A 16,740-nucleotide genomic window follows, 5' to 3' on the forward strand; every position below is an offset into this window, starting at 1 on the left:
GATGGCACAGGATAGCGAGCAGAACGGTAGTGCGCCAAAAAAGAAGCAGATTCTGGTAGAAGTAAAAAATGTTGTGAAGCATTTTCCGGTGCGCGGCGGGCTGTTACAACGTACCCAGGGTTGGGTGAAAGCGGTTGATGATGTTTCCTTTTTCATTTATGAAGGAGAATCGTTTGGACTCGTGGGCGAATCTGGCTGTGGCAAAACAACAATCGGCCGGACAATCCTACGGTTGGTTCCAGCAACGTCTGGCGACGTGATTTTTGATGGCAAAAACATCTTCGACATGACCGCCAACGAATTGAAGGCGTTGCGGCGGGACATCCAAATCATCTTCCAAGACCCATACTCCTCCTTGGACCCGCGTATGCCAATTGGTGAAAGCATTGCCGAAGGGCTGCGTATTCACACCGACAAAAGTGCTGCCGAACGGTATGATATTGTGGTAGAGATGCTGAACCGCGTGGGGATGCGGGCAGATCATGCACGGCGGTATCCACATGAATTTTCTGGCGGGCAGCGGCAGCGGATCGGCATCGCCCGCGCCCTGGCACTGCGGCCGAAATTTATCGTCTGTGATGAACCGGTTTCGGCCCTGGATGTTTCGATTCAGGCGCAGGTGCTCAATATTTTGCGCGAGCTGCAAAAAGATTTTGGCCTCACTTATTTGTTTATTGCCCACAATTTGAGCGTGGTAGAGCATTTTAGCGACCGCGTGGGGGTGATGTATCTGGGCAAGATGGTAGAAATGGCCTCGCGGGACGATCTGTATCGTGATCCGCTTCATCCGTACACTCAGGCTTTGATGTCTGCCATTCCCATCCCCGACCCCACGCTGACACGGCAGCGGGTTATTTTGGAGGGGGATGTGCCCAGCCCGCTCAATCCGCCAGCCGGTTGCCGCTTTCACACGCGCTGTCCGCTGGCTTTTGACAAATGCTCGCAAGAAGAGCCACCATTCAAAGATTATGGCGATGAGCATTATGCTGCCTGCTGGCTGTTGGAAACTGGCGAGAAGGGTGCCAGCAAGCTAACGCGCGAGAATCTGCCGGATGAGGCTCGCGTTGTTGAAGTGTGATATGGCTTAACATCCTGGCGCAGATGACATATCTGGCATGATAGTTTTAACAGTAGGTCTGCCCTGGCAGGCCTTTTTGTTTGGTTTAAGCGGGGCAACGGCCGTTCATGACGATAGTCTACTTGTCTTTACCTGTTGGCAGACTCTATAATGGGAAAAAGCGAACCTAATTTTGGATAACCTTATGGCAGATGCAAAGCAAATTTTAGTTGTTGACGATCATTTTGAAATGCTAGAGTTCTTGCGCTCGATGCTGGAACTTTCTAATCAGGATTGTGAGGTGCTGGCTGTGCCTTCAGCCGAGGAAGGCTTGCTAGAGCTGCGTCGCTCTCATTTTGATTTGCTCATTACTGACGTGCGCCTACCGGGCATGAGCGGCTTTGATTTGGTGCGGCGGCTAAAGGCTCTGGGGCGGGATATGCCGGTTATTATGATTACGGCGTATTCTTCTAGCCAAGGCAAAAAGGAGGCGACTGAACTTGGCGTGTACCGCTATTTCCAAAAGCCATTGGATACCGACAGCGTGCTAACGGTCGTTCATACTGCGCTGCATGGTGAATCTGTTAAGCTGCCCACCACGGCACCTTTGGTCACAAAAACCGCAGCAACGGCCGTTTCTGATGATTTGCAGCGTCGCCTAGACTCCTTGCGGGTGGATACCGGGGCAGTTCATCTAACCTTGGCTTCGGCAATGGGAGAGATTTTGTTTTCGGCTGGAGACGGCCGTCAGTTCGACTTGCCCAAGTTGATGGGTATCGTCGCCGATAATTTGAGCAACAGCTTTTCTTTGGCAGATGAGCTGGGTGCCACAGAGCCGTTTACCCTGCAATACCACACTGGCAGCGCGTTTGAATTTTACTGCGCCAATGTGGGCCGCCATCACTTTTTGACTCTCTTTTTTGATATGGAAGCGCGGCGGGGGCGCATTGGTACGATTTGGGTGTTTACCCAACGCGCCATTAAGGATTTGCTGCAACTGCTGCCCTCGCTGGATGCGACGCCGCTGGCAGCAACACCCGTTACAGCGGAGCCAGACCCAGTTGTGGTTGAAGAGATGGATACGGCCGAAATGGTGGTTGAAACGGCCGTTGCCCCTCCAGAGCCAGTTATTGAACCGGAGCCAGAACCAGCCCCCCCAGCCGACTATTTAGACATTGCCCCAGATGAACTAATGGATTTGCTGTCTACCGCGGATGGCCCATCAGACGATACGGCCGATCTGGACGCTTTTTGGGATTTATCCGGCAGTGAAGAAAGTGGCAGCGCACGCGGCATTTCCTTGGAAGAAGCGTTGCAGCGTGGCCTGATCGATTTTGGTGATGAGGGCAATGCGTCAGCGTAACGTTCAATCGTGAATAGATTGCGAGAGAGCGACCGTAACCTTTGCCAGAGCGTCTACGCAAACCATTTCTGACCCCCCATAAAGTCCATCTGGATCATAAATAATGGGCAACATGCCCGCCCGGCTGGCGCCCAACCCATCAGCAAAATAGTTATCTCCCACATACACACATTCATCTGCTGCTAAATCTGCAAAATAAGACCGCGCGTGATGAAAAATGGCCGTATTTGGCTTCCAGCAGCCAATTTCCCCAGCCGCCAGCGTCATATCAAACCAATCGGTAATCTCTAACTGCTCCAGCACGTCATCAAAGCGGTGGGTGCGATTAGACACCACGCCCAATGTTAGGCCCGCTTCCTTTAGCGTTGCAAACAGCTCCACAGCCCCCGCCGAAAGTGACACCTCTGGTGCATATGCTGAGCCAAAATATTCCCGCACTAGCTTCGCATTCTTGTCCAGATTGTCCGTAGCATCCACAGTTTCCAGCAGTTGACGCGAATAGTTGATCCAAAAGTTGTCTTCTCCCAACCGGTTCATCTCTTGGCTGAGCAACTTGTCCTGGCTCCAATAGCGGTGTGCCCAAATTTTTACGCGGCGAACGGCCGTTGTCCCAATTTCAATTTTCTGCGAACGGGCGAACTGGATAAAGGCATCGGTTGGTGACGGCGTGGGGATGCGTAACGTTCCATCCAAATCAAAAAAGATTGCTTTGTACTGTTGTGTTGTCATGCGAACTCCTGACATGAAAGTTGGGAAACGTTTGGCTTTTGTAGTTGTTTGGCAGATAAGTAGCCGTTACAATCGGCCAGTTTTTAGGATGGTTAACCATATGACAGATACATTTGTAATTGTACCCACGTACAACGAAGCAGATAATTTAGATGATCTTATCTCCCAATTGCTGGCGTTGCCAGTAGCCATTGGTGTGATTGTGGTAGACGACAACTCACCTGATGGTACTGGCAAGCTGGCGGATGAATGGGCTGCGAAGCAACCAAGGCGGGTGCATGTGGTCCATCGTCCTGGCAAGATGGGTTTAGGTACAGCCTATCTGGCAGGCTTCAAAAAAGGGTTGGGTATTGGGGCTAAGCGCATCATGACGATGGATGCTGATTTTTCCCACAATCCGCGCTACATTCCAGCTATGATTGAATTAAGCAAGGAGAAGCACGTGGTTATCGGTTCCCGCTACGTGGCTGGTGGTGGGCAGCGCAACTGCACCTGGAAGCGCGTGATGTTAAGCAAAGGGGCAAATTTTGTGGCCCGCTCACTTTTAAGCCTGCAAGCACGGGATGCCACGGCCGGTTTTCGCTTGTACCAGCGTGAAGTGTTGGAATCTATTCCGCTAGATCGTATTTTTTCCAGCGGCTACTCTTTTTTGGTGGAGATGCTTTTTTTGTGCCAGCGACGCGGTTGGCAAATTGGGGAAGTTCCCATCATTTTTGAAGATCGTCGCAAAGGCACCACAAAAATCTCACGCAATGAAGTAATTAAAGCGCAATACACGCTGCTGCGGCTGGCGTTTCGGCGGTTGCGGGGTGGCGAGCCAAGACGACCAGAAGTGCCTATCTCCTCATCATGATTAATGTTCAATGCAATTTATGCGGCGCGGATGATTTTGAAATTCGTTTTCCCGCAACGATTCAGCCGCAAGAAAAAATAGAGGTCGATGCGTTTTCCTGCACCAATCCAGGGTATGGGCATCATGCCCAAATTGTGCAGTGCCGCCAATGTGGGCATGTGTATGCCAACCCTCGCTGGGATGGTGCGGAGATTCTGGAAGCATATACGGCCGTTACCGATGAAACCTACGTGCAAGAGCGGGCTGGGCGTGAACTCACCTTCCAAAAACATTTACGCGCCATGGAGAAGCGGGTGGGGCAGGCCAACGGCCGTTCCCTGCTGGACGTAGGTGCGTACATTGGCGTGTTTGTAGAGACGGCCCGTGAGGCAGGCTGGCAAGCGTGCGGCGTCGAGCCATCTGAGTGGGCCGCCAGCGTGGCCCAAAAACAGGGGCTTAACGTGGTTCACGGCACCCAAAACGCCCCCGCGCTGCGCGGCGAGCAGTTCGACGTGGTGACGATGTGGGACGTAATTGAGCACGTCGCTGACCCGCTGGGTGAGATTGGCAAAGCGTATAACTTGCTCAAGCCGGGCGGCTGGGTGGTCATTCATACCATGGACATCAGTAGCCTGATGGCCAAGCTGATGGGGCCGCGCTGGCCCTGGCTCATGGATATGCACATCCACTACTTTAGCCAAAAAACATTGCGCCAAATGCTAGAGAAAAATGGGTTCGAGGTGGTTTGGTCTGGTGCGGAAGGGCGGTATCTGCGGCTAAACTACTTTGTTTCGCGGATTGAGGCGTTGAATCGGCCGTTGGGTCGCCTGGCCAACTGGGTGGTGAACGGCTTGCGGTTGGGGCATATGGCCATCCCCCTCAATTTTGGCGATTTATTTACCGTGTATGCGAGACGGCCAAATTAATTGTGAATAGTGAATTGTGAACGGTTAATTGTTAATGCGACCGTTCACCAAGCATTCGCAAAATGCAGTTACCCATTCACCAGGCGTTCGTAGAACGCAGTCACCTTGTTACAAAAATCGCTGCGTAATTTCTGCCGACAGAGTTTACTAGTACCGTGTTTCTTTGTGACGAAAATCTCTTTTTTGACCAGTAAACGATTGTTTGTGGCTCTCTTTGCCATTGCCCTCTTCACGATGGCGGTGCGCGAGACGCTGGACCCAGATATGTGGTGGCATTTACGGACGGGGGAATATATTCTGCAAAATGGTATTCCAGTGCAGGATGTATTCACCTTTACCGTGCCGCAAAACGCATGGGTAACACATGAATGGCTCTCCCAGTTGATTATGTGGCTGGTCTATTTGGCGGGCGGCTTGCCGGGGCTTATTCTCTTTTTTGCGGCGCTCATTGCTTTAACGTATTGGCTGCTTTATTTGGCGTGTGTGGGACGGCCGTATCTAGCCGCATTCGTCGTTTTGTTGGCTGCCATCACTTCTGCCATCGTCTGGGGGGTGCGTCCGCAGATATTTAACTTGTTGCTAACGGCCGTCTTCGTCCTCATTTTGGAGCGGGTAAAAGATGGCAGGTGGGGGGTGCGGGCATTGTGGTGGCTGCCGCTGCTGACGCTGATTTGGGCCAACTTGCACAGTGGCTACCTGCTCGGCGTGGTTTTGCTGGGCACTTACGCGGTGGGGGATGCGGCGCAGCGTTGGCTCATCGCCAAACCAACTGAGCGCACTTTACCGTTGGCCATAATCTTCCAGCTTTTTAGCGTGACGGTTGTCAGCTTTTTGGCGGCGGCGGCGAACCCCAGCGGCGTTGAGCTGTGGATTTACCCCTTCCTCACCCTGGGCAGCGGTGCAATGCAGGCGTACATTCAGGAATGGCTCTCCCCCGACTTTCATCAAACCTACTTTTGGCCCTTCGCTGGGATGTTGGCACTGGGGGTGCTGGGCTGGATTTTCAACAAAACTATTCCCCAAAACGATTTCGCTGCGGCCGCATCTCAGTCCCGAAGGGCTGCTCTCCTGACCGCGCCGCCAAGTGGCACGGCGAGGACGCCGGCCACAGCGCAAGCCAAAGTGACCATCACTGACCTGCTGCTTTTGTTGGGTACAGGTGCAGCCGGCTTGGTGTCGGCACGGCACATTCCGCTGTTTACCATCGTGGCTACACCCATCATTGTGCGCCATTGGCAGGATGTGATTGCCAGTAGCCGGTTTGCCTCCGTTTTCCAAGAATCAAAGCCGGAACAGGCCGTTAAACCATTGTTTGCCGTTTTGAATTGGGTGATTTTGTTGGTGGCGGTGGGAACGGCCGTTCTCTACACCTTCTCTAAAATCGACAACAATGAAACCGCGATTGCCGCCCGTTATCCGGTGGCGGCGGTCGATTATTTAGAAGCGTCCGGGCTGGACGCGGCGCGTGGCTACAACAGCTACAACTGGGGCGGCTACCTCATTTGGCGGGGCGTGCCTGTTTTTGTAGACGGCCGTGCCGACGTGTACGGCGATCCGTTTTTGCTGTTTTACCGCGAGACGTTTGAGGTAAAGTCCACCTGGCAAGAGCCGCTGGACGAATACGATGTGGATTATGTGTTGATGGAGCGGGGGACGCCATTAACGGCCGTTCTCACCGCCAGCCCAGAATGGATGCAGGTTTATGAAGATGATATTGCTGAGATATTTATTCGTGAATGAGATGGTTGTAGGTTGTAGGTTGCAGGTTGCAAGTGATCTCATACAAACCGTACCTGCTACTTGCCACCAATCACTTGCCACCAATTTGCTATGTTAACCACCCGACGCCTTTTCACTTACCTGCTTGCCATCGCCCTGTTTGTTATGTCTGTGCGGGAGACGCTGGACCCGGACATGTGGTGGCATTTGCGCACGGGCGAAGCGATTTGGCAGATGCAGACCATTCCCCAGTTTGATTTGTTTAGCTATACCGTGCCGCAAAACGTGTGGATTGTGCAGCAATGGCTCACTGATCTGGGCATGTGGCTGGTTTATGAGCTGGCGGGACTGGCCGGGCTAAGCCTGCTGTTTGCTGCGATTGTGGCCGTGGCCTTTATGCTGGTGTATGCGCGTTGTGCCGGACGGCCGTATCTGGCTGCCTTGATTACGCTGGTTGCTTACTTTACCGCTGCTTTGCCGCTGGGCGTCCGCCCGCAGATGATCAACATTCTCTTCTTAGCTTTATTTGTTTACGTAGTGGATGGCGTGCGGCAATCAGGCTGGCGTAGCTGGACTTTGTGGCTTTTGCCGTTGGTGACGGCACTCTGGGCCAACATGCACTCTGGCTACCTCACCGGCGTGGCACTGCTCGGCGCATACGTTGTTGGTGAAGCATTTCAACGCCGCCTGGCCCAGCCAGATGAGACGACGCTCACATGGTCTCAGATAGGCCAACTGGCCGGTGTAACGGTATTCTCTCTACTTGCCGCTCTTGTAAATCCGCGTGGGATTGATTTGGTGCTGTTCCCACTGGGAACCCTGGGCAGCGACGTGATTCAAAGCAACATCGTGGAATGGTATTCGCCCGATTTTCATCTGGTTTACTTCTGGTTTTTTGGCTTGATGATGGCCTTGGGCGTGGTGAGTATGGTGTATTCCCGACGGCCGGTAACCTGGACGGATTTGCTGCTGTTTGGCGGGCCAGCCGCAGGTGGCTTGCTTTCGGCGCGGCACATTCCGCTGTTTGCTGTGGCCGCTGCGCCGATAATCGCCCGGCATTTGCTTAGCGTCCTCAGCGAGACACGACTTTACCCATTGGCCAGTGGCACATCTAAACAAACTGCGCCGACGCGCTTCTTGCAGATGCTCAATGGCTTGGTGCTGTTGCTCATGCTGCTGGTTGGGGCCATCTGGCTGCAAACGCGGCTGGCGGGCAATGAAGCGGCTTTAGAGCGCACTTTCCCCGTAGCGGCGGTGGATTTTATTGAGGAAGCGGGATTGGCAGACGGCCGTATCTATAACACGTACGAGTGGGGTGGCTACCTGATTTGGCGGCGCATTCCCGTGTTTATAGACGGCCGTACCGAACTCTACGGCAACGAATTCTTCAGCTATTATTTGCAAACCACCCGCGTGCGTGAAAATTGGCAGCAGCCGCTGGATGAAATGGCGGTCGATCTGGTGCTGCTGCGGCGTAGTTCGGCGTTGGCCACGGTGCTGCAAGTAAGCACCGATTGGCAGGAAGTTTATAGCGATCATTTAGCTCGCGTGTTTATACGACATAATGAATAGAGTTTTTACGCAAAGAACGCAAAGACTTGGAAGACGCAAAGGATTTTTCATAAATAATTTCTTTGCCTCTTGTTTGTCTTTGCACCTTTGCGTCAAGAAATAGTCCATACAAATGACATCAGCTTTATCATCATCATCTGCTGACTGGCGGCGTACCGATTGGCTGTGGCTGGCCCTGATTGGGCTGCTGTTTCAGGCAATCTGGGCGGTGCAAATGCCCACGCCGACGTATATGGACGCTTACTATTACAGTAGCAACGGCCAGCGGCTAGCGGCTGGTGAAGGGTTCACGGAGCTAGTCATCTGGCAATATTTAGATGATCCGTCAGGTCTGCCCGCGCCTAGCCATAGCTACTGGATGCCGTTGACGTCTATCCTGGCGGCGGCGGGTTATAGTCTGAAGGATGGCTTTTGGGCGGCACAGCTACCATTTTGGCTGCTGGCGGGCTTGCTACCGTTGTTGGCTTACTGGATTAGCTTACAATTTTTCAGTGAGCGGTGGCAGGTGTGGACGGCCGTACTCCTCACCACTTCCGGCGGGTTTTACACCCGCTTCCTCAACCAGCCTTCTACCTTTGTGCCTTTTGCCTGGGCGGGCGGACTTTGCTTACTCTTTCTTGCCTTTACTCAGCAGCGTCCTGCTAAAAAATGGTGGCTTCTGGCGGGAATCACGGCAGGGTTGGCGCATTTAACGCGGGCAGATGGGGCGTTGCTGTTGGTGGTTGGTGGGTTGATTTGGCTTTGGGGGATTAGAGATTGGAGATTGGAGATTGAAAAGCGACCCTTAATCTCTAATCTCCAATCTCCAATTCTTCTTCTATTTGGCTACCTGTTGGTGATGACGCCCTGGTTTATCCGCAACTGGCGCGTTTTTGGACGGCCGTTACCCACCAGCGGCACCCAAACCGTTTTCCTAACCACATATGATGATCTGTTTGCGTACGGCCGTTCCTTCGACCTAGCCCACTTTCTGGATTGGGGCTGGGGGAACATTTTGCAATCCAAACTGAATGGCCTGCTGCTGGCTGGCGGAACGTTTGTGGCGGTTTGCGGACTCGTCTTTTTAACGCCGCTGATTGTGTGGGGCTGGCTGAAATGGTGGCGGGATGAGGGGAAGCGATCTTATTTGCGCCCGATGAGTTGGTATGCGCTACTGCTTTTTGTCGCCATGAGCCTTGTTTTTACGCTGCCGGGAGGGCGCGGTGGTTTGCTACATTCCTCCGTGGCACTGTGGCCGTGGCTGATGGTGCTGGCAACGGCTGGGCTGGGTTACGCAGTGGATTGGATGGCAACCAAGCTACCCCATTGGGAACCGCAAACCGCCAAACCTCGCTTTGCCATGCTGTTTATCATCGTGGCCTTTGCCATCAGTGCTGTCCTGTTTTATGCACGGGCAGACAGCACGCTGGAAGCTGAAGTTTATGTTGAAGTAGGGGAGATGCTGCCGGAAACGGCCATCGTCATGGCTGGCAATGCACCGGGGGTCTATTTCCATACAGGCTTGCCCGCGCTCAGTATCCCCAACGAACCAATTCCCGTTTTGCAAGCGGCGGCGGCGCGGTACGGCGTCACCCACCTGCTGCTAGATGCCAATCACCCCCAGCCGCTCAATGAGCTGTATGCAAAACCTATAAACCAGCCTGGGTTCAATCTTTTATTTGCCCGTGATGGCTATCAACTGTACGAGTTGGCCAATGAATAGTCTCCAATCTCCAATCTCTAATCTCCTAAAAAAACAGTGGCTTTGGCTGTTAGGCATACTCCTCATTGCCATTTTCCTGCGCATTCCCGCTCTGGAAATGCTCATTGACAATGATGGCGGGGCGCGCGCTTACCATGCCCGGCTCATTTTGGCGGGTGAACCGCTGTACGGCACACATCACACGGGGCATCATCTGCCCGCCATTTACTACACCTACGCCACGGCAATGGCTCTCTTTGGCGACAGTGCCTGGGCAATCCAATTTTTCCTGCTGCTGTGGACCCTGCCTACGGTTTACTTTTTGTACAAACTGGCGTTTGAGCTGACCGATGATTGGGGAACGGCCGTACTTACCGCTCTGTTCTACGCGATTCTTAGCGCCCATTTGCAGCTGTGGGGCCAAACGGCCGAAACGGAGCTATTTGCCAATTTGTTTAGGATTACGGCCGTTTGGCTGTTGGTCGTGCTGCTAAAGCGGCAAAAACCAGCCTGGCAATTTGTGGGGGTAGGCTTGCTGGCGGCCGCGGCGTTTCTTTACAAAGCAGTTTACCTCTCCCCAGTGGCACTCTGTACTGTTGCATTGCTGCTTAGCTGGTGGCAAACGCGGCGTCAGCCGAGTGCCGGGCGTCTCTTTTGGCAGCGGGCTGTGTGGAGTGGTGCGGGCTTTGTGGGAGGCGTAACGGCCGTTGCTACCTACTTTGCTGTGCAGAGCCTTCTGCCCCGGCTGTGGCAAGTGTTTACGCTGGTGGGTGCCTACAGTGACCGTTCCTCTGGCCTGAATGAAGAAGTAGTAACGGGCGCGATGCGCATTTTACTTTATCCGCTGCTGCCGCTGTGGGGCTTGGCGGTGAACAATGCGGTGTTGCTGTTGTTTAGCCTGGCTGGATTTTTGTTGCTGCTGCTGAAACGGCCGTGGCGGAAAGGGCTGCTGGTGCTGCTGCCAGTTTGGTATTTGCTTTCGTTTGTGGAGGCTGGACTGAAACTAGAGCTGTTTGCCCATTATTATTTGCTCATTGTGCCGGCACTTGCGCTTTTGGCAGCCTGGTTTTTACGAAAACTGTATCGAGATTTGGTGGGAGCGGGGAAGGTGCGGCTGGGAACGGCCGTTTTTACCATGCTGCTCTTTGTGGCAATTCTGGTGAGCCTGTTTGAAAACAGCAAATACGCTGCCAACTACCTTCGTTATCAGCGCGGTCAGCAAACCGTGGCACAATTTGTAGAGATGGGCTGGCCTGGCTTTGGTGAACGGTTGGTGCGAGCCGACGAGCTATCCACTTATGTCAAACATAACTCAGAGCCAGAAGACCACGTTTATTATTGGTCGCAGGATGTGCAGCTTTACTATTTGGCAGAGCGACAAAGCCCTGTAGATATTATTTGGCCATATGATTTAGAGGCGGTACAAAATTTGGAGGCACTTTTTACCCCCCAAACTCGCTTAGTCATCATCGACGAACGGCGGGAACCCGCACCGCCAGACTGGTTTATGGCAGAATTAAGCACTAAGTACCAACAAATTGCCCACTTTGATGAGCAGCTAGTTTACGAGCGCGTGGAGTAACGATTACAAATGCACTTGTTACGCAATAGACGGTTATGGATGTTTTTGGCAGCAGGTATTGGCCTCGCCTTGTTTCTTGGGGTGACGGCACAGGATAAGCTGGGGTTCCCGCTGGATGACGCCTGGATTCACCAAACATATGCGCGGAATCTGGCACGGAACGGCCGTCTGGAATTCACCCCCGGCGTCAGCAGCGCAGGCTCTACGGCTCCGCTCTGGACGATATTGCTGGCTTTGGGCTATCTGTTGCGGCTACCCTACCTGCTTTGGGCATATTTGCTGGGTAGCTTAAGTCTCATCTGGCTCGGCTGGACCGGGATGCGACTTTGGCGCACCCTCTGGCCGCAAAAAGCGGCTTACGATTGGCTGGCTGGCATTGTGCTGGTGCTAACCTGGCCGCTCATCTGGGCAGCTACCAGCGGCATGGAAACACTCTTTTTTGCAGCGATGGGCATGCAATTGGCCACCTGGTATGCAGAAATGGTGCAAAATGCGCCACCAACCGTGCAAAATATAGCCAGACTCGGCATCTTTGCCGGACTGCTCATCCTCATCCGGCCAGATGGTTTGGGACTCTTGCTGCTCCTTGTGGCAGGTGTTTTGCTGCTGCCCGCAACTGGCACAGAGCGGCTGCGGCGCGGCGGGGTTTTGTTGGGAACGGCCGTCTTGCCCCTCATTCCCTATTTTATATTTAACTTTTACACAAGCGGCACCGTTTGGCCCAATACTTTGTATGCCAAACAGGTGGAGTATGCGGCCGTGCTGGCTCAGCCATTTATTGCTCGTTTTACTCAATTGCTTTATCTAAGCCTGGGTGGGCCTGCTTCTGGGTGGCGCGGCGTGAGCAGCCCCCACTTGCTCTTGCTACCGGGGCTGGTCGTCGCCGCCTGGCACGCCATAAAGGCTGATTGGGCGCAGCGGCGGTTACTGTATTTGCTGCCACTGTTTTGGGCTGGTGGACATGTTTTGCTCTATGCCTGGCGGCTGCCAGTCACGTTTCAACACGGCCGTTATCTCATCCCCATCATGCCCATTTGGGTACTTTACGGACTGGCTGGGTGGGTACTAGTACTGTTATATAGTTCGTCAGAAAATCCCCGTACCTTGTGGCTAGTACAACAGGTAGCGCGCCTGTCCTTTACCATCATATTGCTGTTTTTCTTGCTGCAAGGGGCTTTTGCTTTTGCAGCCGATGTAGCCATCGTTGAAGGGGAAATGGTCGCAGTGGCGGGGTGGTTGGCAACTAACACCCCGCCAGACGCCCTCATTGCTTCGCATGATATTGGTGCGATTGGATACTTTGCAGAACGGCCGATCTTAGATTTAGCTGGCCTCATTTCACCAGAGGTGATCCCATTGCTTGAAAGCGAAGATGCCCTCATCCACTATATCCTAAGTAGCGATGCTCAATATCTGGTGACTGCTCCAGGGTGGCCATACACTCAAATTGCAAATCAACCAACAACTGTGCTGCGATTTTCTACAGATTTTGCGCTGACGACAGAACAAGGCTTAAACAACATGGCCGTTTACCAATTGATGGGACCGTAGTCCTAGTACCTGTTTGGATGAAAACTGTTATACTGATTTCACTCCTAGATACATAATACAAATATCCGCATTATCAAATATCAAACCAACCCTAACAAAACGAATTGAGGTAAGAATTTTAGCTGTTCGCAGTACGATGCAAACCATAGAAAATAGTTTGAAGGTCGAAAAACGATTTCTCTGCGCGTTGCTCAAGTAAATCACAATATCGCGGCTCCATTTTCATCAAAGCACTTTTTGTGATTTACATAACACAACATACAAAGCGAGGTAAATAATAATGACAGAACAAACCGAACTACTCATTGTCGATGACCATCCCGTTTTCCGCCAAGGTTTACGCGATGTTTTAGAAACAGATTCCCGCATGAAAGTTATTGGGGAAGCGGCCGATGGTGAGGTTGCCATAGAAATGGCTTATGAAGTGAATCCAGAAGTTATTTTAATGGATATTAACTTGCCCACTATCAATGGATTGCAGGTCACCCGCAAAATTAAGGCGCAATTGCCCGATGTAAAAGTAATCATGATCACGGGGTATGATGATGCCGAGCAGGTGTTCCACGCGATTCGGGCGGGTGCTTCTGCCTACTGCCCCAAAGATATTACGCCTGAGGCATTGATCAATATCATCCATACGGTTCGTGAAGGCAACTATTATGTGGAAGAGAAAACAATGTCCTATGATGAATTGATGAATTGGGTAGAGTCGCGAATCGGCCGTTTTAGCGGCCCGCTGATCAGCGATTCTGAAGATTTGTTTGTACCGTTGTCCCCTCGTGAAATGGAAATTTTGGAGCACGTTACCCGGGGCTTGAGCAATAAAGAGATTGCGTATAAACTAGGGATTAGCCATCAGACGGTTAAAAACCACATGACGGCCATCTTACGTAAGTTACGAGTAGATGATCGTACACAAGCGGCCGTATATGCTTTGCGTCATGGATGGGTGCGTCTCGAAGGCTCTCGCTAATCCAAAGGCATCTTCCGAGTAAGCTCTGCTTGTTATTCCGAAAATGCCTTAAGTAAGCCACAATGCTCACTAAAGTTGTTGTGGCTTACTAAATGCAAGGAAAATAACAAATGGTAGACACAGCCGGAATAGAAAACGAGTTTTCTCTCGCTTCCTTTTTAGAGGAAACGCACAAAGATTACGAGCAAACCCAACGAGACCTCAAAGAAATAGACATTCTGATTAAGCAAAGTGCCGCAGAAGTTGAGCGGCTTGCTCAGAGAAACTCCCAAGTTACCAGTTACACTCGCCAGCTTCAAACAAACTTCGAAACATTGCCCCGCGAAGATATTAAAGAGGCATATGAAGCTCTTAACGACGTACAGCAGCGTCTATTTACCATGCGTGGGCAGCTAGAGAAGTTGCAAAGCGACCAACGCAATCTGGAACGCTTGGCTGAATTTCAAAGAAAAATAATTGAGTTAACTGATGGTACAGCCTCTCTTCCCAGCTCAGGTGGGCGTCGCCGGGCCACGGGTGACCAACCAAATGTTATTCGGGTAATCCAAACCGAAGAAGCTGTGCGGCAAGGCTTGGTACGCAAGATGCACGACAGCGTGGCCTCTTCGATCAGTAACTTCATTTTACAAGCAGAAATCTGCCAACGTTTTTTTGATGTTAATCCTGATCGTGCCCGTACCGAACTAAACGCCCTCAAAAGTTCTGCCGGCTCTACCTTTAGCAACGTAAAAGATTTCATTTTTGATTTACGTCCCATGATGCTTGATGATCTTGGCGTAATTCCCACTTTACGGCGATACGCAGAATCCTTTCAAGAAAAGAACGGTCTTCCGGTGCCTATCACGGTTACTGGCGTTGAGCGTCGTTTAGAAAGCCACATTGAGGTAACAGTGTTCCGCAATGTTCAGGAATTGCTCCAGAACGCCTTAAACCACGCTCAGGCAACCCAAATTCAAATCCAAATAGATATGGCTTCTGAGCAAGTAACGGCCGTAGTCGAAGACAATGGTACTGGATTCAATGTTGAAGATATCTTCAATGGTAACCAAAAAACTATCGGATTATCTACATTGAGAGAAAGAACAGAAATGCTCGGTGGTGAACTAGGCATTCAAAGCAATTTGGGTCAAGGCACAAGAGTAGAATTTTCAATACCTATTGCGGAGGATACGGGCTTCTAGGCCGGGGTGTAATGAAAAGTTGTGTAATGGAAGCAAGAAGCAGAAAATGGGGGGATGAAAAAAGAACTCGATGAAATGCTCAACAGATTGAACCAGTGGGAAGCAGAGAACAAAGATGCCAATTTGACACAAATGGAAGAAGCGATTGATGCTGAGTTAGCTGGAATTAGGCAGCAATTGCTCGCACAAATGGCCAGAGAAGGGAAGGCGGCTAGGGTGGACTGTCCAAACTGCGACCAGCCAATGATGAAAAACGGGAAGAAAACGCGAACGTTACGAACCAAAAACGGCGACAAAGTCACAATTGAAAGGGAGCAAATGAGGTGTCATGAATGTGGGATGACACTTTTTCCCCCTGGATGAAAAACTCAGGTTGCTGAGAGGCGCGTATACGCCGCAAGTGCAAGAGGCCGTAACCCGATTAGGTAGCCGGCTACCCTATGCAGAAGCCCAAGAAGAGTTAGAAATGATGTGGGGCCTCGACATCTCCGTAGCAACCGTACGAGAAATCACGCTGCGAAACGGCCGTCTAGCAGATGAGCTAATTGAAATAGAAAAAGAACATCTGGAAAAGACAGCCCCCAAAGCAATAGCCAAACCAAAGCAACTCATTGTAAGTGCAGATGGGGCAATGGTACAGCTAAGAAATGGCGAATGGCGCGAAGTAAAAACGGTTGCCTTCGGTGAATTTGAGACTATCTGGGATGCTAAAAAACAAGAAGTCGTGACCAAAACAGGCAAGATAAGCTACTTCTCAAGTGCAGATAAGGCAGAGTTGTTTAGCGACAAGGCAATTGTCGAGTGGCAGCGACGGGGTGGGGAGAATGCTGAAAAAGTTGTCGCGGTTAATGATGGTGCTGTCTGGATACAGGGCTTCATCGACTATCATTGCCCCACAGCGACACGCGTGATTGATTTTGCCCATGCCCAAGGGTATATCGCCACGATTGGCAAAGCCCTGTATGGGGCAGAAAGTGACCGTTTCCAACAATGGTATCCCCAGATGTCTAAACAGTTAGGCACAAAAGCACCCCAACGAACGCTGAATGAATTGCGTTTCCTATGGACACAAAACCAAGCCCACCCAGCAGCGGATGAAATAGAAGCAGCGATTCGTTATCTTGAGCGACGTCAAACGATGATAGATTATCCACATTTCAGAAAAAACGGAATTCCCATTGGATCTGGGATAGTAGAGTCTGGGCATAAGGTGGTGATGCAACGACGGATGAAACAGGCTGGGATGCGCTGGGCGGATGAAAACCTCAATCCGATGCTTGCCTTGCGCATGGCAATCTGTAACAAGTGCTGGCGTGCTTCTTGGCAAGCGATTCAGGCTCATTTTCTGGCTACAAAACAGGCGCACCGTCTGCTGGAGAAGGCAGAAGCTCCGCAATCTCAGCTTGTTACTGAAGCAGATGTTGAGAATTTAGAGAAGCTGGCGGATAGGATACCTAGGCGTTCACAAAAGAGGCAGCCGTGGCAAGACCATCGGTGGATTTTTCCTCACAGAGCACGGCCGTTACACAAAATCTAATTACACCCTCTAGGCCGAAAATGCTTGACAGGCTCAA

At 51.6% G+C, this 16,740-nt stretch carries 14 protein-coding genes; 13 read left to right on the forward strand and 1 reads right to left on the reverse strand.

Going from position 1 to position 16,740, the window contains the following annotated elements; genetic code table 11:
* The first annotated feature begins 1 nt into the window (after position 1).
* A complete protein-coding gene (locus ACOQPU_RS20820; RefSeq protein ID WP_420641758.1) occupies positions 2 to 1,078 on the forward strand; it encodes an ABC transporter ATP-binding protein in 1,077 nt (358 codons plus the stop codon).
* Positions 1,079 to 1,262: 184 nt separating this feature from the next.
* Positions 1,263 to 2,420 (forward strand): response regulator, encoded by a 1,158-nt coding sequence (locus ACOQPU_RS20825; protein ID WP_420641759.1) that lies wholly within the window; start codon positions 1,263 to 1,265, stop codon positions 2,418 to 2,420.
* Positions 2,421 to 2,423: 3 nt separating this feature from the next.
* Here ACOQPU_RS20825 and ACOQPU_RS20830 read toward each other — a convergent pair whose 3' ends face one another.
* Complete coding sequence (locus tag ACOQPU_RS20830; RefSeq protein ID WP_420641760.1) at positions 2,424 to 3,149, reverse strand: HAD family hydrolase; 726 nt, start codon at positions 3,147 to 3,149, stop codon at positions 2,424 to 2,426.
* A gap of 100 nt (positions 3,150 to 3,249) precedes the next feature.
* On the opposite strand from ACOQPU_RS20830, the gene ACOQPU_RS20835 reads away from it, so the two are divergent.
* The 11 genes from ACOQPU_RS20835 (at position 3,250) to ACOQPU_RS20885 (ending at position 16,703) form a co-directional block, all read left to right on the forward strand.
* Positions 3,250 to 4,002, forward strand: coding sequence for a polyprenol monophosphomannose synthase (locus tag ACOQPU_RS20835; RefSeq protein WP_420641761.1), 753 nt, complete (start codon positions 3,250 to 3,252; stop codon positions 4,000 to 4,002).
* Positions 3,999 to 4,907 carry a class I SAM-dependent methyltransferase gene (locus ACOQPU_RS20840; RefSeq protein WP_420641762.1) on the forward strand — a complete coding sequence of 303 codons (909 nt, stop codon included), beginning with the start codon at positions 3,999 to 4,001 and terminating at the stop codon, positions 4,905 to 4,907. Before ACOQPU_RS20835 ends, ACOQPU_RS20840 begins: the two co-directional genes overlap by 4 nt.
* A gap of 183 nt (positions 4,908 to 5,090) precedes the next feature.
* Positions 5,091 to 6,647 (forward strand): hypothetical protein, encoded by a 1,557-nt coding sequence (locus ACOQPU_RS20845; RefSeq protein ID WP_420641763.1) that lies wholly within the window; start codon positions 5,091 to 5,093, stop codon positions 6,645 to 6,647.
* Between the two features lie 90 nt (positions 6,648 to 6,737).
* Positions 6,738 to 8,198 (forward strand): hypothetical protein, encoded by a 1,461-nt coding sequence (locus ACOQPU_RS20850; RefSeq protein WP_420641764.1) that lies wholly within the window; start codon positions 6,738 to 6,740, stop codon positions 8,196 to 8,198.
* A 112-nt stretch (positions 8,199 to 8,310) separates the two neighbouring features.
* On the forward strand, positions 8,311 to 9,900 hold the full coding sequence (locus ACOQPU_RS20855; RefSeq protein WP_420641765.1) for an ArnT family glycosyltransferase: 1,590 nt from the start codon (positions 8,311 to 8,313) through the stop codon (positions 9,898 to 9,900).
* Positions 9,893 to 11,461: an ArnT family glycosyltransferase gene (locus tag ACOQPU_RS20860; protein WP_420641766.1), complete on the forward strand. Its 1,569-nt coding sequence runs from the start codon at positions 9,893 to 9,895 to the stop codon at positions 11,459 to 11,461. The genes ACOQPU_RS20855 and ACOQPU_RS20860 overlap by 8 nt, the downstream gene beginning before the upstream one ends.
* Before the next feature lie 39 nt (positions 11,462 to 11,500).
* On the forward strand, positions 11,501 to 13,012 hold the full coding sequence (locus tag ACOQPU_RS20865) for a hypothetical protein (RefSeq protein ID WP_420641767.1): 1,512 nt from the start codon (positions 11,501 to 11,503) through the stop codon (positions 13,010 to 13,012).
* Positions 13,013 to 13,292: 280 nt separating this feature from the next.
* Complete coding sequence (locus ACOQPU_RS20870; RefSeq protein ID WP_420641768.1) at positions 13,293 to 13,985, forward strand: response regulator; 693 nt, start codon at positions 13,293 to 13,295, stop codon at positions 13,983 to 13,985.
* Positions 13,986 to 14,095: 110 nt separating this feature from the next.
* A complete protein-coding gene (locus tag ACOQPU_RS20875) occupies positions 14,096 to 15,166 on the forward strand; it encodes an ATP-binding protein (protein ID WP_420641769.1) in 1,071 nt (356 codons plus the stop codon).
* 54 nt (positions 15,167 to 15,220) lie between these two features.
* Entirely contained in the window at positions 15,221 to 15,529 is a 309-nt protein-coding gene (locus ACOQPU_RS20880; protein ID WP_420640639.1) for a YgiT-type zinc finger protein, read from the forward strand.
* Positions 15,530 to 15,566: 37 nt separating this feature from the next.
* On the forward strand, positions 15,567 to 16,703 hold the full coding sequence (locus ACOQPU_RS20885; protein WP_420640640.1) for a hypothetical protein: 1,137 nt from the start codon (positions 15,567 to 15,569) through the stop codon (positions 16,701 to 16,703).
* Positions 16,704 to 16,740: the final 37 nt, after the last annotated feature.

The sequence above is a fragment of the Candidatus Leptofilum sp. genome (genome assembly GCF_965223285.1).
In the GTDB taxonomy this organism is placed as follows: domain Bacteria; phylum Chloroflexota; class Anaerolineae; order Promineifilales; family Promineifilaceae; genus Leptofilum.